19 protein-coding genes are annotated in these 23,962 nt (G+C 44.4%); 18 read left to right on the top strand and 1 reads right to left on the bottom strand.

Annotation, left to right across the window (positions count from 1 at the left end; translation table 11 throughout):
• Positions 1-162: 162 nt before the first annotated feature.
• The 18 genes from NSQ66_RS19885 to NSQ66_RS19800 all read left to right on the top strand — a co-directional run bounded on the left by NSQ66_RS19885 (position 163) and on the right by NSQ66_RS19800 (position 23,387).
• Complete coding sequence (locus NSQ66_RS19885; RefSeq protein ID WP_076142546.1) at positions 163-1,911, top strand: ABC transporter substrate-binding protein; 1,749 nt, start codon at positions 163-165, stop codon at positions 1,909-1,911.
• A gap of 64 nt (positions 1,912-1,975) precedes the next feature.
• A complete protein-coding gene (locus NSQ66_RS19880; protein WP_036685739.1) occupies positions 1,976-2,929 on the top strand; it encodes an ABC transporter permease in 954 nt (317 codons plus the stop codon).
• A 16-nt stretch (positions 2,930-2,945) separates the two neighbouring features.
• On the top strand, positions 2,946-3,869 hold the full coding sequence (gene opp4C, locus NSQ66_RS19875) for an oligopeptide ABC transporter permease (RefSeq protein WP_036685740.1): 924 nt from the start codon (positions 2,946-2,948) through the stop codon (positions 3,867-3,869).
• Positions 3,870-3,880: 11 nt separating this feature from the next.
• Complete coding sequence (locus tag NSQ66_RS19870) at positions 3,881-4,864, top strand: ABC transporter ATP-binding protein (protein ID WP_036685742.1); 984 nt, start codon at positions 3,881-3,883, stop codon at positions 4,862-4,864.
• On the top strand, positions 4,857-5,822 hold the full coding sequence (locus tag NSQ66_RS19865) for an oligopeptide/dipeptide ABC transporter ATP-binding protein (RefSeq protein WP_076142545.1): 966 nt from the start codon (positions 4,857-4,859) through the stop codon (positions 5,820-5,822). The genes NSQ66_RS19870 and NSQ66_RS19865 overlap by 8 nt, the downstream gene beginning before the upstream one ends.
• A 210-nt stretch (positions 5,823-6,032) precedes the next feature.
• Positions 6,033-6,641 (top strand): 50S ribosomal protein L25, encoded by a 609-nt coding sequence (locus tag NSQ66_RS19860; RefSeq protein WP_051491406.1) that lies wholly within the window; start codon positions 6,033-6,035, stop codon positions 6,639-6,641.
• 324 nt (positions 6,642-6,965) lie between these two features.
• Positions 6,966-8,813, top strand: coding sequence for a fibronectin type III domain-containing protein (locus tag NSQ66_RS19855; RefSeq protein ID WP_076142543.1), 1,848 nt, complete (start codon positions 6,966-6,968; stop codon positions 8,811-8,813).
• A gap of 274 nt (positions 8,814-9,087) precedes the next feature.
• Positions 9,088-9,732: a YhbD family protein gene (locus tag NSQ66_RS19850; RefSeq protein WP_076100120.1), complete on the top strand. Its 645-nt coding sequence runs from the start codon at positions 9,088-9,090 to the stop codon at positions 9,730-9,732.
• 12 nt (positions 9,733-9,744) lie between these two features.
• Positions 9,745-10,431, top strand: a complete 687-nt coding sequence (locus NSQ66_RS19845) for a hypothetical protein (RefSeq protein WP_036685749.1) — start codon at positions 9,745-9,747, stop codon at positions 10,429-10,431.
• Entirely contained in the window at positions 10,424-11,095 is a 672-nt protein-coding gene (locus NSQ66_RS19840; RefSeq protein ID WP_038572381.1) for a hypothetical protein, read from the top strand. Before NSQ66_RS19845 ends, NSQ66_RS19840 begins: the two co-directional genes overlap by 8 nt.
• 40 nt (positions 11,096-11,135) lie before the next feature.
• Entirely contained in the window at positions 11,136-12,683 is a 1,548-nt protein-coding gene (locus tag NSQ66_RS19835; protein WP_038572380.1) for an MDR family MFS transporter, read from the top strand.
• Positions 12,684-14,311: 1,628 nt separating this feature from the next.
• Entirely contained in the window at positions 14,312-14,467 is a 156-nt protein-coding gene (locus tag NSQ66_RS19830; RefSeq protein WP_155288155.1) for a hypothetical protein, read from the top strand.
• A gap of 176 nt (positions 14,468-14,643) precedes the next feature.
• Positions 14,644-15,603, top strand: coding sequence for an ABC transporter permease subunit (locus tag NSQ66_RS19825; protein WP_036685755.1), 960 nt, complete (start codon positions 14,644-14,646; stop codon positions 15,601-15,603).
• A 17-nt stretch (positions 15,604-15,620) separates the two neighbouring features.
• A complete protein-coding gene (locus NSQ66_RS19820) occupies positions 15,621-16,517 on the top strand; it encodes a carbohydrate ABC transporter permease (protein WP_036685756.1) in 897 nt (298 codons plus the stop codon).
• A gap of 91 nt (positions 16,518-16,608) precedes the next feature.
• Positions 16,609-18,444 carry an ABC transporter substrate-binding protein gene (locus tag NSQ66_RS19815; protein ID WP_076142298.1) on the top strand — a complete coding sequence of 612 codons (1,836 nt, stop codon included), beginning with the start codon at positions 16,609-16,611 and terminating at the stop codon, positions 18,442-18,444.
• A gap of 134 nt (positions 18,445-18,578) precedes the next feature.
• The gene (locus tag NSQ66_RS19810; protein ID WP_076142299.1) at positions 18,579-20,324 is read left to right on the top strand and encodes a sensor histidine kinase; all 1,746 of its coding nucleotides are present in this window, start codon (positions 18,579-18,581) and stop codon (positions 20,322-20,324) included.
• Entirely contained in the window at positions 20,317-21,723 is a 1,407-nt protein-coding gene (locus NSQ66_RS19805) for a response regulator (RefSeq protein ID WP_076142300.1), read from the top strand. The genes NSQ66_RS19810 and NSQ66_RS19805 overlap by 8 nt, the downstream gene beginning before the upstream one ends.
• Positions 21,720-23,387 (top strand): extracellular solute-binding protein, encoded by a 1,668-nt coding sequence (locus NSQ66_RS19800; RefSeq protein WP_076142301.1) that lies wholly within the window; start codon positions 21,720-21,722, stop codon positions 23,385-23,387. Before NSQ66_RS19805 ends, NSQ66_RS19800 begins: the two co-directional genes overlap by 4 nt.
• A 59-nt stretch (positions 23,388-23,446) precedes the next feature.
• On the opposite strand, the gene NSQ66_RS19795 is transcribed toward NSQ66_RS19800, so the two are convergent.
• Positions 23,447-23,866 carry a MarR family winged helix-turn-helix transcriptional regulator gene (locus NSQ66_RS19795; protein ID WP_036685765.1) on the bottom strand — a complete coding sequence of 140 codons (420 nt, stop codon included), beginning with the start codon at positions 23,864-23,866 and terminating at the stop codon, positions 23,447-23,449.
• Between the last annotated feature and the right edge of the window lie 96 nt (positions 23,867-23,962).

The raw sequence follows: 23,962 nt of genomic DNA, 5'->3' as shown, positions 1-23,962 counted from the left end.
TTTGTTTTAATTATCGCCTAATTCTGTTTATGGAGAATTTTTTTGAAGTTCTCTCTTTACAGAACTCGAAAACCTTTCTATAATGAACATCAGATGTTATTCATACTTAACGGGTAGGAATTATAGTTATTATTCTATCAGAGAGAAAAGGGAGATAGGTACATGAGAAAAAATGCGATTGTAATCACTTCATTACTGCTTACGGGGTCACTGTTACTTTCTGCTTGCGCTAACAACAGTAATAACGAATCCTCATCCGCAAATAATGCGGCTGCAGGCTCCAATTCAACCAATGTGGAAGCAACCACTGCACCAGAGATTGTTCCTGTGGGTGCTCTAAGCGAACCTTTTACTGCCACGGATTTATCCAAACTTCCAGCGGTGGCCCAGAAACGTACAGATACCATTATCGTCGGGCTTACGGACCCAAGCGGAGCGTTCACTCCTTATTTTCAACAAAGTGGTTATGATGGCAATGTCTCTTCACTGCTATACGCTTCTCTCGTAACTGTTGATGACAAAGGCGTTCCAACGCCGGAGCTTGCGGAGAGCTGGGATGTTTCAGATGATCAGCTTACATACACGTTCCACTTGAGAAAAGATTTGAAATTCAGCGACGGTTCACCGTTAACAGCGGATGATGTGGCATTTACATGGACGATCCAATACGACAAATCGTATGACGGTAGCTCCCAGCTTCCATCGCTAAATGTTAAAGGCGGCAAAGCCTATAAGGAAGGTACATCCCCTACAGTTGAGGGCATTAAAGTAATTGATCCACAGACGATCTCAGCAACCCTTGAGCAACCAAACGCAACGGCGCTGGTACAGCTCGGCTCGAATGTACTATCGAAAGCTTACTATGGCAAGGACTATAAAATTGGAAATCTTGAATACATTAAAAAGCTGCATGAGAAGCCACTTGGCGATGGACCTTACAAGCTGGAGAAATTTATTCCAGGTCAAGAAGTGCGTTTTGTAGCGAATGAGAATTATTTCAAAGGTAAACCAAAGACGGAGCATTTCATCTACAAAACTACGGAAGGCGACGTATGGCAGTTCGTAGAAACTGGTGAAGTGGACTACGCTTCCTTTAGTGCGACAGACGAGAATATCGAGAAGCTGAAAGCACTTGGTTTTGTGAATATTATTCCATACACTCCAAGTACCTATGGTTACTTGCAAGTTAACCTCAAGCATGAGCAGCTCAAGGATAAGCTTGTACGTCAAGCTATTGTGTACGGTTTGGATCGTCAGAGTATTTATGTGGATGCAGCACAAGGTGCAGGTTCTATTGCCAACATCCCGGCATCGCCGATTTCCTGGTCTTACACTGAGGAAGGTATTAATCCTTACAAATATGATCCGGAAAAAGCAAAACAATTGCTCGATGAAGCTGGCTGGACGGTAGGCGCGGGGGGGATCCGTGAAAAAGATGGCAAACCGCTGAGCATCCATTACCTCGGTTCGAAGAGCAAAAACACAGATATTTTCATCGCTGTAGCTAAAGAGAATTTTGAAGCGCTGGGTATCGAATTCCAGCCTGAGGTTTTCGCAGACTTTAACTCACTGGTATCGAAAGTAGAAGGTGGGGACTACGATCTCGTATCCTTCTCCACAAGCATGTTGACTGATCCGTCTGACGGGTTCATGCAATTCTTCGATGGAGAAATCACGGATTATGACAATCCGAAATTCCTAGAGCTGTACAACAAAGCCTTGGCCACTACTGATATTGAGGCACGCAAAGCGGTATATAAAGAGCTGTATCAGCTTTTCAATGATGAACTGCCTATTATTTTCACAAGTTACAAAAAGACGGTATACGCCTATAACGGACGTATTGAGAATCTCTCGGTCAGCCCGTTCATCGGTCTTGCTGGCAGTCTGCCAACTTGGAGCCTGAAATAAATAAACCAGTGTCCCCTGCCCTGACTGGATTCAAGGGCAGGGGACGAATCATAAGGAGTCTGTCATGAGCGCTTATTTATCGAAAAGACTGTTGTACATGGTCATCATCTTATTTGCGGCATCATTATTGATCTTCTGTCTGTATGCTTCAACTCCCGGTGATTTCATAACCGGAAATATTAAATTGACCGCTGAACGCAAAGCTGAGCTTCGTGAAATCTACGGCTTAAACAAGCCTGTGCTTGAACGTTATGGGATCTGGATGAAGAATGCGCTGCATGGTGATTTCGGGTATTCCTTAGCCCAACAAAAGCCTGTGCTGCAGCTTTTTAATGATTATATTTGGAATTCCTTTTTGCTGGCTGCCGTATCTACGTTTCTAACGTGGGTGATTGCGGTCATTATTGGCGTCATCTCTGCCTATAAGCAATATTCCTGGTTCGATACACTCGTGATGATCGCTATATTTGCAGCAATGTCGCTGCCGTCATTTTTTATAGGCTTATTCCTGATCAAAATCCTGGCCGTCGATCTCAAGTGGCTGCCTCCAGGTGGAATAATCACTACGGGGAGTAATGCTACGGGTTTGGCTTACTTTAAGGAGATCGTAATGCATATGACCCTTCCGGTTGTAGTTATGACCCTTCTGGGATTAGGTTCGCTCACCCGTTATTTCCGCAGCAATATGATTGATGTCTTAAAACAGGATTATATCCGTACGGCACGCGCCAAAGGCCTAAAAGAACGCAAGGTGCTCTTTACACACGCCTTACGTAATGCCTTGCTGCCCGCAATTACACTGGTTGGTTTTGAGCTTCCAGCACTATTTGGCGGATCACTTATTATTGAGAAAATATTCAATTGGCCTGGGATTGGCCAACTGTATATGCAGTCCTTCGGACTAAGGGATTATCCTTTGCTGATGGGCTTTACGATGTTTATTGCCATACTTACCGTCATAGGAACGTTGCTTTCGGATGTTTTGTACCGGATTGCCGATCCTAGAGTTCGGCTATAGAGAGGAGGAAGCTGACGTGGCAGTTCAAAGTAATGTAGCTGGGATCGCGAAGCCGCAGACCACCAAAGGAAAATCCTCTTTATTCCGGCAATCCATGCGGAGGTTGCTGAAGAACAAGCTGGCGGTATCCGGATTTGTGGTGGTGATCTTTATGTTTGCGCTTTGTTTTATTGGTCCGCTGTTCTCACCTTATACGGATAACAAAATTAATATGGCTATGATGAACAAGGCACCCAATATGAAGCATTGGCTGGGCACTGATGCATTGGGCAGAGATATTCTGACCCGGGTAATGCAGGCGGGGCGCATTTCACTGACCGTAGGACTAGCATCAATGGTTCTTTCGGTGTTTATCGGTGCTCTTTTGGGGGCTATTGCTGGGTATTACCGCGGTATTGCTGATCAAATCATTATGCGGATTGCGGATCTTTTATTGACGGTCCCGAGTCTGCCACTGCTCTTTATTTTTGGTGCGTTATTATCGGAGTGGAAGATTCCAACGGATTATCGGATGTATATCGTTATGCTGATGCTTAGTATTGTGAGCTGGCCGGGTATGGCACGTATGGTACGGGGTCAAATGCTTAGTCTGCGAGAACGTGAGTTTATGCAGGCGGCGGTAGTATTAGGCCTCCGTGACCGACGTAAATTATTTAATCATTTGCTGCCGAATATCGTTCCGTTGCTGATCGTTATGGCTACCCTTAACATCGGTGGCGCTATATTGAGTGAATCGGTTCTTAGCTTTTTTGGGCTAGGTGTTATGCCGCCAACTCCAACCTGGGGCAATATGATTGATGCTGCGAATAATATGATCGACTTTCAGGATCGGCCGTGGCTGTGGATTCCACCAGGGTTATCGATTTTTGCGACAGTGATCGCGATCAATATCTTTGGAGACGGACTCCGGGACGTGCTTGATCCTAAACAGAAGAGGTAGGTGACCCTCAGATGAGTGATTTAATGAATATAGACGGTCTAAGTACATACTTCTTCACGGAAGAAGGAAAAGTGAAAGCCGTTGATGATGTAAGCTTCCGTGTTCGCGAGGGAGAGACGGTATGTATCGTTGGAGAATCGGGCTGCGGCAAAAGCGTGACCGCGATGTCCATCATGGGGCTTGTTGAGGAACCCGGGGGCAAGGTAGCCCAAGGGAAAATTGATTTTCAGGGTGAGGATTTGTTGAAAATGGACAAAAACACACTGCGAACCATCCGCGGGAATGAAATCGCGATGATCTTCCAGGAGCCCATGTCCTCCCTTAATCCTGTAATCAAGATCGGTGAGCAAATCATGGAGCCGCTGATTGTACATTTGAAGATGAACAAGAAACAGGCGCGTATCCGGGCGATTGAACTGATTAAGCAGGTAGGCATATCACGACCAGAGCAAATTGCTGATAGTTACCCGCATGAATTAAGTGGAGGTATGCTGCAGCGGATTATGATTGCTATTGCCATTGCCTGCAGTCCAAAGCTATTGATTGCTGATGAACCGACCACGGCGCTGGATGTAACGATTCAAGCGCAAATTCTGGATATGCTGCGTGAAATTAAAGATAGCTCGGGCATGTCCATTCTACTAATCACCCATGATCTTGGTGTAGTGGCAGAGATGGCCGATTATGTGATTGTTATGTATTCCGGAAAGATTGTGGAGGAGGGGGAGGTTGTTGAATTGTTCAACAACCCCAAACATCCCTATACAAAAGGGCTGCTCAAATCGAAGCCGGTAATCAATCAGCGACAGGATGAGCTGTATTCCATACCAGGTCAAGTGCCAAATCCGCTTGAGCTGGTGCCCTCTTGTTATTTTCATGACCGCTGTGAGCATTGCATGCCTGTATGTGTCAGCCAGCAGCCCCGGCTTAAAGAGGTAGCTAGCAGACAAAAGGTAGCTTGCTGGTTGTATGAGGAGGCGGTTGTTCATGCCTGAGGCACTGCTTGAGGTCAATCATTTAAAGAAATATTTCCCTGTTACTAAGGGGCTGCTTAATCGAACCGTTGGGCATGTGAAGGCTGTTGATGATATTAGCATCACACTTCAACCTGGGGAGACGTTTGGGCTTGTAGGGGAATCTGGGAGCGGCAAAAGTACAGTCGGACGGACGATTTTACGGCTAACGGATAAAACGGCAGGTGAGATCAAATTCAAAGGGATAGACATTCACTCCCTGTCGCCCGCTGAATTGCGCAATATTAGACCCCAAATGCAGTTGATCTTCCAAGATCCTTATAGCTCTCTTAACCCACGGGTTCGTATAGGTGATGCCATTGGTGAAGCTTTACTGGATCATGGTTTATGCTCAAGGTCCGAGGTGCGAGATCTGGTGCTTGAAGCGCTAGCGGCTTGCGGTTTATCTTCTTATCATATTGATCGCTTTCCGCATGAATTCTCCGGGGGGCAGCGGCAGCGGATCGGGATCGCCCGTGCGCTTGTTTTGAATCCTGAGCTGATTATTGCAGACGAACCAGTTTCAGCACTGGATGTTTCCATCCAAGCACAGATTATTAATTTATTCAGTAAGCTCCAGCAGAGTCGAGGGTTAACGTATTTGTTCATCTCCCATGACCTGAGTGTTGTGGAGCATTTGTGTTCAAGAATCGGTGTCATGTACCTGGGCTCTATGATGGAGACGGCATCAAGAGATGAACTGTTTAAGAATGCGCTCCACCCGTATACCAAAGCGCTGCTGTCGGCTGTTCCGATTCCTATTCCAAAGCTGAAAAGGGAAAGGATTGTACTTAAGGGAGATATTCCGAGTCCGGTGAACCCGCCTTCTGGCTGTAAATTCCATACCCGTTGTCCCTTTGCGCAAGAGGTTTGCAGATCTGAAATCCCGGTATTTCGTGATGTTGGCAGTAACCATTTTGTAGCTTGTCATTTAGTTTGATAGTTGTCACAAATATAGCAATGATTTACTCCTAAGACATGAATAATTAATGTTGAATTGTATAATAATACAATTTGACCTTATTTTTGCCTGGGCTCAAAAGTCTTGAGAGGTTTCAAAGCCAGGTCAATGGGGTAATTAGAGAGTGGTTAGGTTAGGCGTACATATCTAATCGGTCTAGTATAAAATCCCTACTTAGGAGGAATCATCGTGAATACAACAGTACGTTTGACAGAAAGATCCGGCTCGACTTCTTCACAGCGCAGAAAAGGCTTTGTACCGGTAGTCGTGTACGGTGCAGGTTCAGATAGCCAGTCCTTTACAGCGGATGCTAAGACAATTTCAGGTATTTTAGCCAGCAACCCACGGGCTGTTCTTACTTTGGAATTGCCAGACTCGGGCAAAAAGAACGTGGTTATTCAAGAAATCCAACGTCAGCCAATATCCAAACAACTGCTGCACATTGATTTTCAGCAGATTGATATGAAGGCCAAATTGGATACCAAAGTAGCGTTCCACTTTACAGGTGAACCAGTAGGTGTGAAGAGCGGCGGCGTGCAACAAATTGAATTGCATGAGCTGGATATTCGCACACTTCCAGATAAAATAGCTGCATCCTTTGAAGTGGATATCAGTGGACTAGATATTGGTGATCAATTGCTGGTATCTGATTTGCCGAAGCATGAAGGCTGGGAAGTATTGACGCCTGAGGACACTTTGATTGTCCGTATTTCACCTCCAGCAGCGCAAGAGCCAACAGAAGAAGATACTGCTGAACCCGCTGCAGCTGAAACTGCTGGCGAAGATAAAGCAGAATAGTATAGAGATAAATAGTAAAGAGCAGATAGAATCCTTATAAAGGAGCTGTCTGCTCTTTTTGTTTTGCCTTCATAAATATGAATTCATAAAAAATATGCTGGTCTTTCGTATGGTTTCTCAAATGGCAATTTTGGTTGTTTCGCCTCATTTAGTTAAAAATTTACATAAAATCGTTGACGAACGGGTTTCTAAGCCTGAAAATGAGGACAATTACCATGGTGAAATATTCAAAAGTCCCTGTTGTTGCTGTTTGAAAACGCTTTAGTTTTTATGCTTCAAAGAACTCTCATTGCCTAGTTCATCATGATTAAGAGGAGGAAAGTTATGAAGATGAGGAAGCTGTTTTCGATCTTAATGACAAGTTTGCTGGTGCTTGGGGTAGCTCTACCCTTTGGTGGAAAAGCGAATGCAGATGCTGCAAGTGACGCTTCAAATCGTGCTTTAATCTGGTTGAAAGCCCAGCAGGATGCAACAGCGGGGTATGCTTTTGAGGGACTGGTAGATAGCTTTGAAGATTTCTGGGGACCAAACAACCCCAAACAGATTGTATACACGTATGATCAAGCGGTTGCAGCTATCGCCTTTATTGTAAAGGGTGAACGGACGCGGGCAGAGCAGGTTTTGAACAAAATGCGGGACATTCAAGATCCTTCCGGCTTCTGGCTGAATTCTTATTGGTATAACAACGGCTTCGGAGAAGAAATCCGTAAACATGTGGGACCCGTTGTATGGATGGCAATGGCTGCTATGGCTTATGAGAAGCAATATAATGATTCACGGTATCGTCCGATGGCACTTAAAGCACTCGATTGGAGTTTACAGTATAAAAAGGCTAATGGCAGTATTGCAGGAGGATGGAGTGGTTGGAGTAATTCCGATGAGCCTTGGAGCTCAACCGAGCACAATATCGATATTTACCGGGTATTGCAGTATTATGCTTCGGTGGATTCCTCAAAGGCAGCCACTTATAACAGTGCGGCTTCTGGAGTCAAAACCTTCCTGGATAATTATGTGTGGGATGACACTGTCAAACGTTTCAAGGGGGGCTGGAAAAACGATACAAATCTGATCGACCCCAAAATACCTTTAGACGTGAACCCTTGGGGAGTGTTAGCTTTAGGCGTATCCGGGGCCCATAACTACGGCGCAAGCTTAACCTATGTGGAAAATGCCTCCGGCACCCCGGGAACACTAGCAAATCCGCGTTACAAGCAGACGCTTACTTACAATGATGCTGGGAATACGCTCACCGGATACGATTTTGACTGGACAGACGAAGTATTGCCGGCGTATGACGATAACGGAAATCAAATTGGCAATACGGGTGCTGACGTATGGTTTGAAGGAAGCGCATTCATGTCACTCGCTTATTATCTGCAAGGCAATGCCTCAAAGGCAGACGCCATTAATACAGAGATTATTAAAAAACAAGGCACAAGCGGTGCTTCGCTCGGGGGTATTCCCTACTCGCTGAAAGGGTCCAGCAACAGTTATTGGGTGATGGCGCAGCAAAACTGTGTTTCCAGCACAGGCTGGTTAATAATGTCCCTGCACCGGTTTAATCCATTCACAGGTCAATATTTGACGGGTGGTGGTAATACTGGGGATACAACCGCGCCAACCGCTCCCGCTAATCTAACGGTAACCAGTAAGACGGATACAGGAGTTAGCTTAACCTGGTCCGCTTCTACCGATAATGTTGGCGTTACAGGTTATATTGTTTATCGCGGAACACAGCAGGTGTCCACTGTGGGGGGAACTACAGCTACTGTTAGTGGACTTACTCCAAGCACAGCCTATACGTTTACAGTAAAAGCTACGGATGCAGCAGGTAATTTATCCTCCGCTAGTAATACCGCAACAGTTACTACTAATTCCACTGGAGGCAGCGGTGGCGGTGATCATGTGACGGCTGACTTTACAGCAGGGGTAACGAGACTTTCTGCTACAGAGGCGAGTATCTATATTACACCTGTAACCAGTGCTCTTTATGTAGATGTACATTACAAGATTAGCGGTGGTTCCCAGCTTAATTACCGGATGACTAATAACTCAGGAACATGGAAGCAGACGGTGAGTGGATTAAGCGCTGGCAGCAGTATTGAGTACTGGTTCACTTATGAGAAATCCGGCCCGCAATATGATTCAGCACATTATACTTTTGTTCAGTAAGATTAGCAGTTCGTAAAAATCATTCTAAGAGAAGGCTGTTCCATGCTGCCATTTATAAGCGGCGGGGGCAGTCTTTTTTTGTGGGAAAAATAGTGAATAACCGTTAAATCATCCTTCTCAAGACGGAGGTCTGCTCTTAAGGTATGCTTTAAAATCTTTGGGGGAGAAGTTAGGACTCGATGGTTACTAGCGTAGGTAGGTATGAGGTGAGTTTATTTTATTGGTTTTACAACGTAACAGTGTTATGTTACGATGGCTTCAAGGAGTGATAAGCATGGAAGAGGATTTGATCTCGAAGAAGCAGCTATTAGAATTAACCGGTATATCCTATGGGCAATTGTACCGCTGGAAGCGGAAGCAGTTGATTCCAGAGGAATGGTTTATCCGTAAATCTACGTTTACTGGACAGGAGACTTTTTTTCCAAAAGACATGATCTTGTCCCGTATCGATAATATTGTGAATATGAAAGATGGACTTTCTTTGGATGAAATGGCTGATAAGCTATCAGATAAGGCTTCTTTTGACAGAGTAAGTGTATCTGCTGCGGAAATTATAGAACGTAACATTGTTTCGTCAGTGACACTGGGGAAATTTGGAGAGAGGCTTGGTGTCAAGAATGGATATAGCTTCGATCAGCTCACTTATTTATTGGCTGTAGACCGCCTGCTTAGTGCAGGGGAGATGAATATGGAGGAAGCAGAGCTCCTGTTTCGAACCTTAATGAATAAAGCCTCCAATCTTGAGAGTGACAGCTGGGAGTTGTTTTTTATCCGCAAAATGGGGGTGTCATCCTTTATTCTGGCTCAGGCACCAGCGGAGTTATGGTTCGATGAAGGGGTAAAGCTGGTCAGTAAAATACTCAGTGCAGATGTAATAGAACAATTGAAAGGTAAGCTTGCTTTTAAGCTTGTTGAATAGGGGGTTACTGTAATGGATAAACGACAGCTGCCGGATCTGATTATAAACGGAGTCAGCGGGGGGGCAGGAGGTACTTATAACAGTGTGCAAATCGATGGTGTAGGCAAAGTAACGGGACCCATCGTGACGCGAATTTTTAAAGGAAATGGGCATATGAATTTGAAGAATGATCTCTCGGCGGAAGAAGCGGAATGCAATGGGACGATGAAAGTGCTGGGACATTTGCGTTTTAACTCCCTAAAGGTGGATGGAATGATTACTGTCGGTGAGAGCTTTCGGGGAGAAAGTTGCACTCTTCATGGAATGCTGAATATCAAGGGTGATTGTGAGCTTGAGGATTTTGCGGGGGAAGGAAGCTTTAGTGTCGGAGGTTTACTTAGTGCAGGACATGTAGACTTCAAACTGCAAGGGCAGGGAAAGGCGCATGAAATTGGTGTGGAGAGTCTAGTGATCCGGCAAACGAATAGTGGAGTCTGGAGCAAAATGTTAAGTGGAATCATCCCTAAATTAAGATCGGAGCTGCGGGCTCGGACTATTGAAGGAGATTTTATTGATTTAGAGTATACAATAGCGGATGTTATCAGGGGCAATATTGTGATTGTAGGGCCAGGCTGTACTATCGAACGGATAGAGTATCGTGATCAGATCACAGTACATCCAGAAGCAAAGGTTGGAAAGGTGGAGAAGATCGGTGAGTGAAGAAACAACTCGGAGTAATTTGAAAATAATAGGCACAACGACCTCAGCGGGAGGCTTCTTTCGGGACATTAAAGTTACTGGGGAAGGTCATTTTGCAGGTGATGTAGATTGTGAGAAGCTGAGCCTGACTGGAAATGCCAGAGTAGATGGAAACCTGCTAATGACCAAAATGAAAATAACCGGTGAGATGACACTTTTGGGTAATCTTGAAGGGGATTCCTTGCGGGGTCAGGGTGAAATTAAAGCAACCTCCGTAAAAATCGACGATATTCATCTTAATGGTAATTTGGAGGTCAATGGTGATTGTGAAGGTGAACATCTGCGTATTTCGGGCGCTCTCAATGTGGCAGGACTGCTAAGTGCGGAGCAACTGGAGATCAATTTATATGGAATAAGTAGAGCGAAAGAGGTTGGAGGCAGTGCTTTAACGATCAAAAAAAGCAAGACCGGAAAATTCCTGCATTTGATGAAGCAGAATCCTAAAGTGCTTTTTGAGGCTGGGCTCATTGAAGGCGATACGATAGAGCTGAATAATACAAAAGCAAATATTGTCAGAGGAGATCGGGTAATCATCGGTGTGGACTGTGAGATTGATACTGTGGAATACCGTAGTGTTTTGGAGATTCACAAGAATGCAATAGTGAGGCATCAAGTGAAGTTGTAACACATAGTTATAGATCTTTTGACAATGGGGAGTGGAATAAATGAGTGCTGCCAAAGCGCCCAATCTGGGCATTGTTATCGCAGGTCTGCTGTTAGGAATACTGATGGCCTCCATGGACAGCACCATCGTTGCTACAGCAATGGGCAATATTGTTGGGGAACTAGGCGGTATGGACAAATTTGTCTGGGTAACATCAGCTTATCTTGTAGCTGAGATGGCGGGGATGCCTATCTTTGGCAAGCTGTCTGATATGTATGGGCGTAAAAAGTTTTTTATTTTTGGGATTATTGTATTTATGGCAGGTTCGGCGCTTTGCGGGACGGCAGATACAATTACTCAGTTGGCTGCTTATCGGGCGGTTCAGGGAATTGGAGGCGGCGCGCTAGTGCCGATTGCTTTTGCCATAATGTTCGACGCCGTACCACTGGAGACACGGGGCAAGCTGGGCGGTGCATTTGGTGCGGTGTTTGGATTATCAAGTATTTTTGGTCCATTGCTAGGCGCATATATCACCGATCATATTGCTTGGCAGTGGATATTTTATATTAACTTGCCGCTTGGACTGTTGGCTTTTGTGATGGTCGTATTCTTTTATAAAGAATCACACGAGCATTCTAAACAACCTATTGATTGGCTGGGTGCGGGCACACTGCTGGGCTCTGTCATCTGCTTAATGTTTGCGTTGGAGCTGGGTGGAAAAGAGTACGCTTGGGGCTCATCGATGATCCTCGGCTTATTTGCAGCTTTTGCTATATTGGCGGCAGTGTTCCTTTTTGTAGAGACGAGAGCGAAAGAGCCGATCATTTCCTTTGCTTTATTCAAAAAAAGACTGTACGCCGTCAGCATTCTGTGCGCGCTATTTAGCGGTGCTGCATTTATCGTGGCCTCCGTATACATTCCTATTTTTATTCAAGGTGTATTGGGGGGTTCGGCTACCAATTCAGGACTTGTCCTGCTGCCGATGATGGTCGGCTCAGTAATTACCGCCACAACGGGAGGATTCCTGATGGCAAAAACCAGTTACCGCAATCTGCTGATACCTACGTTTGTACTTTTGGTGATCGGCACAGGACTGGTAGCAACGCTTACTCCGGAAGCTTCACGTCTCTTGGTTACCTTGTACATGATTTTAATCGGATTGGGCATCGGCGCTTCCTTCTCTGTGTTAAGCACAGCAGCTATTCATGGTCTGACAGCGCAGCAACGCGGCTCCGCCAGCGCAACACTAAATTTCATTCGTTCGCTTGGCATGACCATCGGAATTACCACATTTGGCATTATTCAAAGCCATTATTTCTCGGGCAGTCTAACTAAGTTGCTCACAGCAAATGGAGGAGGAGCTGCTTCTGCGGGGGCTGTGGGGGCTATGGATTTTAAAGATCCGCATTCCCTGCTGTCGCCTGAGACTAGAGCACTCATTCCACCGGAAATTTTGAGCAAAATTACAGAGGGACTTTCCTCTTCCATTGCGAACACCTTCGCTTGGGCGGTTATTCCAGCTGCATTAGCTTTGCTGGCTTCCTTTTTTATGGGGCGTCAGAAAATGGATGCCTCCGCGGAGGGGGAAGTTAAGACGCCCGGGCATTAGGTTTTGCGGAAGACGTTGGGCATTCGAATAATGAGCGGAAAATAGTGCGTATTATACGGAATGCAGTGATTTGGTGTAAACAAACTATGGTTGTAAAGTGATGGAGCAGCTTCTCATTTGAGAGGCTGCTTTTTTATGTGTGGTTGGGAGTACAAATGAGCATGAACCCTCGAAGTAAGGGAGCTGCGTTGAAGGATGAGTAAATGCGATGAATCCTGGAAATAAGTGCATCTGAGTCCGATAGATGAGGGAATGCGATGGATTCAAGAATGAGTCCGATAGCATGAGCAAATGTCATGGATTCAAGAATGAGTCCGATAGCTTGAGCAAATGTGATGGATTCTTGATAGAAGTGCGCCTAAGAATGATGCGTGGAGTGTTGCGGACCGTATAGTCGCTATTGCTGATTTTTTAGCTACTTTGCGGTAGTTTCGGACTGTATTGTTCTTATGGGCATGAATTTGCTCATATTTGGACTATATTTGTGTGAATAGCTGCACCTGAGTCCGATAGCACGAGGAAAAACGCTGAATCCCGGAAATAAGTGCATCTGGGTCCGATAGCATGAGGGAATGCGGTGGATTCTAGAATGAGTCCGATAGTACAAGAAAATGTGATGGATTCTAGAATGAGTCCGATAGTACAAGAAAATGTGATGGATTCTAGATAGAAGTGTGCCAAAAAATGATGGGTGGAGTGTTGCGGACCGTATAGTCGCTATTGCTGATTTTTGAGCTACTTTGCCGTAGTTTCGGACTGTATTGCTCTTATGGGCATGAATTTGCTCATATTTGAACTATATTTGTGTGAATAGCTGCACCTGAGTCCAATAGCACGAGGAAAAACGCTGAATCCCGGAAATAAGTGCATCTGTGTCCGATAGCATGAGGGAATGCGGTGGATCCAAGAATGAGTCAGACTGTATGAGTGAATGCGATGAATTCTCGATAGAAGTGTGCCTGATTTCGCTGCATGAAGTATGTTGCGGACCGTATAGTCGCTATTGCTGATTTTTGAGCTACTTTGCCGTAGTTTCGGACTGTATTGCTCTTATGGGCATGAATTTGCTCATATTTGGACTATATTTGTGTGAATAGCTGCACCTGAGTCCGATAGCACGAGGAAAAGCACTGAATTCCGGAAATAAGTGCATCTGGGTCCGATAGCATGAGGGAATGCGGTGGATCCAAGAATGAGTCAGACTGTATGAGTGAATGCGATGAATTCTCGATAGAAGTGTGCCTGATTTCGCAGCATGAAGTGTGTTTCGGACCGTATAGTCGCTATTGCTGATTTTTAAGCTACTTTGCGGTAGTTTCGGACTGTATTGCTCTTATGGGCATGAATTTGCTTATATTTGGACTATATTTGTGTGAATAGCTGCACCTGAGTCCGATAGTACGAGAAAATGTGTTGAATCCCGGAAATAAGTGCATCTGGGTCCGATGCAAGATCTATGAAGTGTGAAAGACCATAACGGATGAAGAGGACAAAGCGCACCATAGTTGATGTAGCGGACGAAGAGGACAAAGCGCACCATAGTTGATGGAGCGGACGAAGAGGACAAAGCGCACCGTAGTTGATGTATCGGACGAAGAGGACAAAGCGCACCATAGTTGATGTAGCAGATGAAGAGGACAAAACGCACCATAGTTGATGTAGTGAACGAGGAGGGTCTAGTTGCCCATAGCTCCCAAGCGTCCCTTAGAAACCATTTCTTTCAGCGGCAGGATGAGGGGAATTCCCGTCATCCTGCCGCTTTTTATAAGCCAAAAGGCATGTAGGCTCTACATCACTAGACCCACAGTGATTAGGTAGAAAATGGTCGAAATAGATGCGAATTTGGTTCACAAGCATCAGACGGTTCTCCAGTGAGGCCGTTCTGTGTTCTATCTCGCCATACATAATGGTTCTGATACTATGAAAACGTAATCAAAATCTGGGTATAGGAGATTCCGACATGGGGGTACCTTCTGGTGAATTACTTCCCAGCGTCGATCCGGTTCATCGATCCCGCTGGAAGATGAAGAACAAACATAAATTGTTCTTCATGGCTTTTCCGTTTCTTATTGTCACCTTTATTTTCTATTATCTGCCGATCAGCGGATGGATTTATGCATTTTATGATTTCATTCCCGGAATACCGTTGTCTGACACGCCATATGTCGGGTTGAAATGGTTCAAGACGATTGTATCCAATCCAACACAGACCGCAGAGGTTGTGCGCGTGCTGAAGAACACTCTTGCCATGAGTTCACTTGGACTAATTACCTCGATATTTCCAGTGATCTTTGCGATTTTTCTGACCGAGATTAAGTCAGGCTGGTATCGCAAGATGGTGCAGACGCTAACCACGATTCCGAACTTTATCAGCTGGATTCTGGTATATGCATTGGCTTTCTCGTTGTTCTCCGTTGATAACGGGGTCATCACGCACATTTTAGTGCAGCTTGGAATCGTTGATGAAGGTTATAACTTTTTAGCCTCCAGCTCGAATATTTGGGTCACGATGATCATTTGGTATTGGTGGAAATCGTTAGGCTGGGGTGCCATTCTCTATCTTGCTGCAATCGCAGGCATTGATCAAGAATTGTACGAGGCCGTTGAGGTGGATGGTGCAAGCCGGTTCCGTAAAATCTGGCATATTACCATTCCGGGTCTTGTCCCAACCTTCTTTGTCCTACTGCTGCTCTCCATAGGTAACCTAGTCAATAACGGGATGGAGCAGTACTTTGCCTTTCAAAATGCGATGAATAAAGATTCCATAGAAGTGCTGGATCTTTATGTATACAATATTGCGTTCGCTAACAACTTTCCGTTTGCCACAGCTGTCAGTATGCTGAAGTCGGTCGTCAGTGTAATTCTACTGTTCGCGGCAAACACATTATCCAAGATGGTGCGTGACGAATCTATCATTTAAGGCGGGGGTGATCCCATTTGAGAAAGAAAAAACTAACTTCTGGAGAATTAATCTTTCAAATTATTATCTACACACTCTTTGGATTGTTCACCCTGTCATGCATTTATCCATTCTACTATTTGTTCATTAATACGATCAGTTCGAATGATCTTAGCGCAGCGGGGTATATCAAATTTTATCCAAGGCAGATCCATTTTGATAACTATAGTAAGGTTCTAAGAATCAGTGGTTTAGGTCATGCGGCGACAGTCTCTATTTATAGAACAGTTGTTGGTACTTTGCTCACCGTTGGATCTTCGGCATTTCTTGGGTACTTGTTCACCAAAAAGGAAATGTGGGGCCGGAGTATTTGGTACCGCAGTGTTGTAGTCACGATGTATTTCAGCGCAGGGCTGATCCCATGGTATATCACCATGCATAACTTGCATCTGACTAATAATTACCTGGCTTATATTTTGCCAACTATTATTACTCCTTTTAATATCATTTTGGTCAAAACCTTCGTCGAGGCTATTCCGCCCTCACTTGAGGAGTCGGCGTCAATGGATGGAGCAGGTTACTTCCGGGTGTTCTGGAGTATCATTGTTCCTCTTACAACACCTATCTTGGCTACGATTACGATTTTCTCAGCGGTGAATCAGTGGAATGCCTTTATTGATACGGCGTTTCTAATGACAGATACGAAATACTTTACGCTCCAGTTCTTATTATGGCGTTATTTGAACGAATCCAGCTCGCTCGCGGCCTTAATTCGTAATTCGCCAGATATGGCCGCTAGTGCAGCGAATATGCAGACTCCAACCTCTGTGCGGATGACTGTCACGATGATCGTCGTATTGCCGATTTTGATCGTGTATCCGTTCTTCCAACGCTTTTTCGTCAAAGGAATTATGATCGGTGCGGTTAAAGGCTGATGGGTGGCCGCTCTGGATCAGAACTGGGTTTTCCTCTGCTATAAGCAGAGTTGAACTATAAGTGAAGAGATGAAAGGGAGGGTATAAAGCAATGAGATTAAGAAGAGCATCGCTTGTCATGCTATCCGTAATCCTGGTCTTCGTTCTTGCAGCATGTGGCGGGGGGAATAATACGGCTAATTCGGGCAAAAACACGAGCACAGAGAAACCTACGTCGGCTGCCACAAATGCCCCGGCGGAGGAGACAGCAGCACCGGATGACGGAGCGCTTGATCATTCCAAGCCGCTGAAGCTGACTGTATTCTCAACAACCGCTAACTATGCCGGTCCACAGACCGGATGGTTTGCAAAAATCATCAAGGATAAGTTCAACATTGAAATGGACATTGTAGCTTCAAACCTGACTGGTGGAGATACCAAAATCTCTGCAATGATGGCTTCCGGTGATCTTGGAGATATCATTATTTTCGGTGACGACAAGAACCACTATCCAAATGCCATCAAAGGAAAGCTGCTCTTGGACTGGACACAGGACGGTCTTTTGGACAAATACGGAAAAGACATTTCTAGCACTTTCCCAAAAGCTATTGAGAAAGCAAAGGTAGCTTTTGGCGGTGGATCATCAGTCTTTGGTATGGGGAACAGCGTAGCTTCTAACCCATCCGGACCTTCTGAAGGAAAAGATATGACTTGGGGTCCAGACCTGCGCTTTGATCTTTACCAACAAATTGGAGCGCCAGAAATTACAAAGATTGAAGATTATCTGCCTGTGCTGAAAAAAATGCAAGAGCTCGAGCCTAAGAACGAACAAGGCAAAAAAAACTATGCTTTCTCGATGTGGTCTGATTGGGATGGCAACTATAAAATGACATTGGCTAAACAGTTCGCAAACATGATGGGCTATGACGAAATTCCTGATACTGCTGTGTATGTTAAGGCAGATGAAGAAAAGTATTATGACTTTTTATCCGAAGATAGCTGGTACATGAAATCGCTCAAACTGTATTTTGAAGCTAACCAAATGGGGCTGGTTGATCCGGACTCTATGACGCAAAAATTCGACGATGTTGTAGCGAAATACAAAGATGGTCGTCTATTGTTCTCTTGGTTCCCATGGCTAGGAGCTGCTAACTACAATACACCAGAAAGAACAGCCGAAGGTAAAGGTTTTGCGCTAGTTCCGTTCAAAGATGAATTGATGTATTCCACAGGCTTCAATGTTTACGGTGGTAACGGTATTATTGCAATCGGCGCAAAAGCTAAGGAACCTGCTAGAATTATGGAATTCATTAACTGGATGTACACACCGGAAGGTGCAATGATTTCTGCAGGAAGTGGTACAGCAGTACCTAACGGACCTCAAGGTCTGACCTGGGATATTGATGCAAACGGCAAACCTGCAGTGACTGATTTTGGTTGGAAAGCTTATACTGATCAACAGAATACTCAAGTTCCTGCTGAATACGGCGGTGGTGACTACTACTATGGCTCCAATCAAATGAACTTCTCGTTTGTGGTTCCGGCGATGGTGAATCCAGAGAATAGTGAGCCATTCGATCATAATCTGTGGACAACAACCCTGGAACGTAACCCTTCCAAGCTTGATAGTGACTGGAGAGCGAAGATGGGCGTTCTGACTCCTAAGGAGTATTTTGAGAAAAACAATCTATTGGCTGTAGCACCACAAGGCTTCACTGGCAAAGAGCCGTTAACCATGGATAAAACAGTGGAACAAAAGAATAAACAAATCGGTACGGTTATTCAACAGATTTCCTGGAAAATGGTCTTTGCTAAAGATCAAGCGGAATATGATAAGTTGAATAAAGAAATGCATGATAAGGTAAATGGTCTTGGTTATTCCGAAGTTATGGATTTCTCGATTAAAAAGGCTGAGGAATTGTTCGAGGCCCGTAAAAGCGTTAAATAAACACGGCTAGTAACTATAAAATAAGGCGGGGCGGCGTGGAGGCTGTTCTGCCTTATTCTATTCAATTAAGGATAAATGTGGTATTCTCACATTAATATAAAACGCTTTCAGATAGAAAGAAGAGGATGATCCAGATGGTAAGAGTACCCCTGCGGAGTCATACTCCAGCTGTCAAATCCTTACGCAATACCTTATTTATCTATCTGGTAATCGGAACACTACTTCCGCTTCTCTTAGTAGGATTCGTAACCTACACCTCTACTTACTCCATCCTTTCAGGTAAAATTGGCAACGGGATCAGCGCTAGTCTGAGACAGGAAGCCTCAAGCCTGGAGAATGCCATCGACAATATGGATTTTGCCTCCAAGCAGTTTGCTCTGGACGGGCAGATTGTGCAGGAGATGTCCTCATTTATTCAGGAAAAACAAATTTTTCGCAAATCGCAAATGATGAATTCCATCAACCAGAAGATCAATCTAGTCAATTTTACGAACCCTTATATTGGACTTACAGCCTACATTATGCCGGACAGCGATGATCCCGTTCTGTTCACCAACATGAGCGCACGCAGAAATTTTGATATCAGTACATTGCCGTCTTTTATGCGATATAACGGGGCTGATTATTATGGACCACATCCCACTATGTACGCTGTTGGTGATAATCTCGTGTTCTCGGAGCAGCGGATTGTCCGTGTGCCGGGCCAGCATAAGCTTTATATTTATTTGGAGACGAATTATAGTTTGTTTCGCAAAATCTTCAATCAGGAGTCCTACGGGATGAAAGTAAATCATCTGCTGGTCAATCAGCAAGGTAATAGTACAAAAGTGATCGACGGCAAACTTCCGCTAAGTATTATTAAAGCTGCGGGAAGCAACTCCAATCTCACCCATGAAACGCTAAGTGGATATCATCTGTTTCGTTACGCGAGTCCTCAGGGCTGGAAGCTTATTGCCGTTGTGAAAAAATCAGAATTCAACAGTGAAATTTATTCTTGGTTTTATAAAATGATCTTACTTGCCTTCTCCACCCTTCTTTTTGCCGGATTTCTGGCTTGGATCATCTGGAGGAAAATTTATGGTCCGTTGCGTAAGGTCAACCTTGAAATCAACCGAATGGCGGAAAATGTTACCGCTCCGGTAGCCTATACGAATGTGGAAGAATTTGATTTTGTGCTTACCAACTTTCAGCAGATGAAAAAACAGGTGAATGAGCTGATTGTTGCGGTTGCCCATAATGAGAAGCAGAAAAGCCAATTTGAGATTGAGAAGTTGCTCAGCCAGATCAATCCTCATTTTTTGCATAATACCTTAAATACGGTACAGTGGATGGCCCGGTTAAACGGCCAGAAGGAGATCGACAAGCTGGTCACTCTTCTTGTAAAGGTGCTGCATTATAATCTGGGCAAGCAAAGCATCATTGTTACCATTGGCGAGGAAATTGAAGCGATTCGAAATTATATGGAGCTGCAGCGTATTCGTTATGATTATGAATTTGAATTTAACGTTGAAGCTGATGAGGATGTATTGTCTGTGGCTGTCCCGAGATTTTTGCTTCAGCCTCTGGTGGAGAACTCGATTTATCATGGATTAAGCGATAATGGCAAGGTAGATGTTGAGATAATGAAACATGGTGAAGGAGAAGTTCAGTTATGTGTAAAAGATAACGGAGCTGGGATGGATGCAGATACATTAGATCAGCTGTTGTCTGATGATGGAGCGAAAAAACGGGGACTTGGAATTGGTTTTTCATATGTGAACCGGATGCTTAGAACCTATTATGGAGAACAAATGAAGCTAGAGATGTTCAGTAAGCCAGGAGAAGGTACGGTTGTATCCATTGTGATTCCGAGGAAAGGTAAGGAGGACTTCGATGATTAAGGCTGTAGTTGTCGATGACGAGAGACTCGTGCGAAAAGGCTTCATATCCCTGATTGATTGGTCATCCTTAGGGATTGTTATAGTTGGGGAGGCAGGTGATGGTAAATCTGCTTTGGAGCTGCTTCAACAGCAGGAAGTAGATTTATTATTTGTGGATTTGACCATGCCTGGCATTTCAGGCTTCGAGCTTATTAAAATGGTTAGACAACGGTTCACAGGTATTCGCTGTGTTGTCCTTACTTGTCATCATGAATTTGACTATGTTCAGGAGGCTATGCGTTTAGGTGCCGTTGACTATATTGTAAAAACACTGCTTGAGATGGAAAATGCGGATGAAACTATCAGACGTCTTGTCGATCGTATTAAATGGGAGGACAATACGCGGGATGCTCTGGTTCGTGGGGAGAGTAAACGTATGGCTGCTGATAAGGCTCTGCTATATTTGCCATTAAATCATCAATGCAATGAAGAAGAATTATTTCAGCTGTCCAGCGTGAAAAATAATCCGCTTATTACTTTTCATGAGATGTGGATGTCTCCCTTATTGCATCGTTTCTCAATAGATGAGAGCAAACGTGAACTAAAGATCCAGCTATCCGGACGATGGCAGACCGCGCTGATCAGTGGATTGAGAGATCAACCGTTACAGGAATTAGAGGAACAGCTCACTGCGAAATTACGCCGTATTCTATTTTATCATCCTGAACCTGAGGATTTGACCTCATTGAAATATGAAGACATAAAGAAGGAACCAGGGGCTCCCTATTCAAAACAAGAGGCGGATAATTTGCTGGAGCAAGCACAGAATTTGAAGTGGACAATTGATGGAAATGAGTGGGAGAAATTTGTAGCAAACATACTTCAGCAGAAACCCCGTTCTGATCAGTTTCTGGCGTTTGCACACTCTCTAATACAAAGCTGGAGTTCTTTACTTTTAAAGCCTGAAGATGCTGCTCAACTGGAAAAGGACATTTCCCATAATCTGAACTGGTGTCATTGGAAGAACTGGCTGCGGCGATTTTCTGATCATGTGGGACGAAGAATGCTGGAGCTTGGATTAACTAAAGAGGTTATGTCCTGTCTTATTCGCGCAGTTCGTTATATGCAGAGCCATGCAGGTGACAAAATCAATCAGAGCGACGTTGCAGCCGTCATTAATATGAGCCGTGGTTATTTCAGCCAGTGTTTCGCTCGTTTTGCCGGAGAGACATTTGGTGAATGTTTACGGGGAATGCGGCTGGAGCTTGCCAAATCACTGCTGCTGGAGACTACACTTCCCGTCTGTGAGATTGCTTCGCGGTCCGGTTTTGAGGATGATCGTTATTTCAGCAGATTGTTTAGAGAACGTATTGGTAAATTACCAAGTGAATTCCGTGCGGAGGGGAAAAACCAAATATGAAATTTTGGAAATCTATCCTCCTAGTGTTTATGGTCATTGGAATGACATCATGTCGTGACAATATCGGTACAGTAGATTCAGTTGCAAGCCCTCAGGCAGGGGATGAAGATACTTCTATCGCTTATAGTAAATATGAGGATCCGATTGTGATCCGGGTGGGATTTAAGGTTCCCGACTCGCGACTTAATACAGGTGACAGCAACGATAACAATCCAATCACCCGTTATTTAGAGAGCATTACGAATATCAAAGTGGTTCACTCCTGGGAAGCGAAGGGTGAGGATGCTTTTACGCAAAAGGTGCAGCTTGCCATTGATAGCAACGATTTGCCTGATGCCATGGTTGTGGATCGGGATCAATTGAAGAAATTAATTGATAATGACATGATTGAAGATTTGACAGAGACATATAAAATATATGGATCTGAACTTATCAAGGATATGTACAATTCTACAAAGGGAGAGGCATTAGAGGACGCTTCCCGCGACGGTAAATTATATGGATTGCCGAATGTAGCTATTGATGCAGACTCTCCCGTGCTGCTCTGGGTACGTCAGGATTGGCTGGAGAAGCTGGAGCTGCGACCTCCACAAACTTTTGAAGACATCGAGAAAATTGCCAAAGCTTTTATTGAAAAAGACCCTGACGGGAATGGAAAAAGAGATACCGTCGGTCTAAGCGGCTACAAAAATATCGTATATGGAACTAAACCATTAGTTAATGGTCTGGATGCTGTTTTTAGTGCATTTCATGCTTTCCCCACGAATTGGATTAAGGATAAAAACGGAAATATCGTGTATGGCTCCATTACACCAGAAACCAAACAAGCGCTTGCTAAACTTGCTGATTGGTATAAACACGGGTTGCTGGATCCGGACTTTGCACTATATAAGGAAACTCAGGAGCCTATTATTACAGGTAAATCAGGGATGTTTTTTGGTCCTTGGTGGATGCCTTATTATCCTTTGTCAGAGGCAGTGGCTTTGGATACGAAGGCAGAATGGAGAGCATATGCAGCTCCAGTTGATGATTCCGGTAAGTTTGTCGCTCATTTGGCTCCGGTAACAGATCGATATCTTGTTGTGCGTAAAGGGTTTGAACATCCAGAGGCTGTAATCAAGCAATTGAACGTGTTTACAAGACTCGAAAGAAGACAGGATCCTAATCAAGAGGAGGTAAAAAAGCTGGGTGATTTCTCTGCGCAGACAGGCATTCAGCTGCGTGCTTATTATCCGTTCGATCTTTTGATAGATTATAGGGATGCGATTGAGAAACATTATGCTGATATCCAGCAGGCTTTGCACGGAAAGATAGACCCGGATACATTAAATTCTGATACCCGGCTCATTTATGATCAATGGGTAGCGGAAACAGAGCAGCCCAAAAAAGATCTTGAAGGCTGGAAAGCAGCGAATGCGTATAAATATGGAGTAGCTGTGTTAACCTCAACTGCTATAGAGGGAGTGCGTGGGATCTTTTATGGGAACACCCGACTTATGAAGACCAAATGGCCGGAACTGCAGAATCTGGAGAATGAGACGTTCTTAAATATTATTGTGGGTGATTCACCGCTTAGTGATTTTGATGTGTTTGTAGCTAAATGGAAGAGTATGGGCGGGGAAGAGATTACGGAAGAAGTTGCTGAAATTGTAAAGCAAAAGTAAACGTAAAAGTGGGATGCCTCAACAGCCGAGTGGCTTTGGGACATCCTTTTTCTTATGTTCTATTCTTCGTTTGTACTGATTTTTTGCAGCAGGAAATGTAGTTGCTCTACTTCTTCATCGGTTAAATGGCCCACAAGGCTTTTATTAAATTCATCTAAGATGGACTGTAAAACTGGGAAGAAATCGATGGCTTTCGGGGTAGGATATAGAAGGTGGGAGCGTCGATCATTAGGATCGTCTTTGCGCTCGATATACCCCGAATTCTCTAATTGCTTCACAGAACGTGCTGTAGTTGCTTTATCGAACTTCAATTCGGCAGTTAACTGATCCTGTGTAATGCCTGGCCGAGAAAGAATTAATTTAAGAAAGCTATGCTGTCCACCACTACCGATTCCATAGGGGACAAATTGCTTAACCAGTTTCTTTTGATTTTGACGGTGAAGATGGGAAATTAGCTTCCCGATAGGCTCTCTTGCCAATATAGACACCTCTTTGGGTTATATGTTCGCTCATTTGTTGCCTTGAAATAAAGTGTACAATAAAGTCGTTGCGCACGCAACTAAATTGTTGTACAC

The sequence above is a fragment of the Paenibacillus sp. FSL H3-0329 genome (assembly GCF_037963285.1).
Classification (GTDB): domain Bacteria; phylum Bacillota; class Bacilli; order Paenibacillales; family Paenibacillaceae; genus Paenibacillus_AQ; species Paenibacillus_AQ odorifer.
The sequence above is the reverse complement of the archived record's forward strand: the minus strand, read 5'-3'. Positions and strand labels throughout refer to the sequence as shown.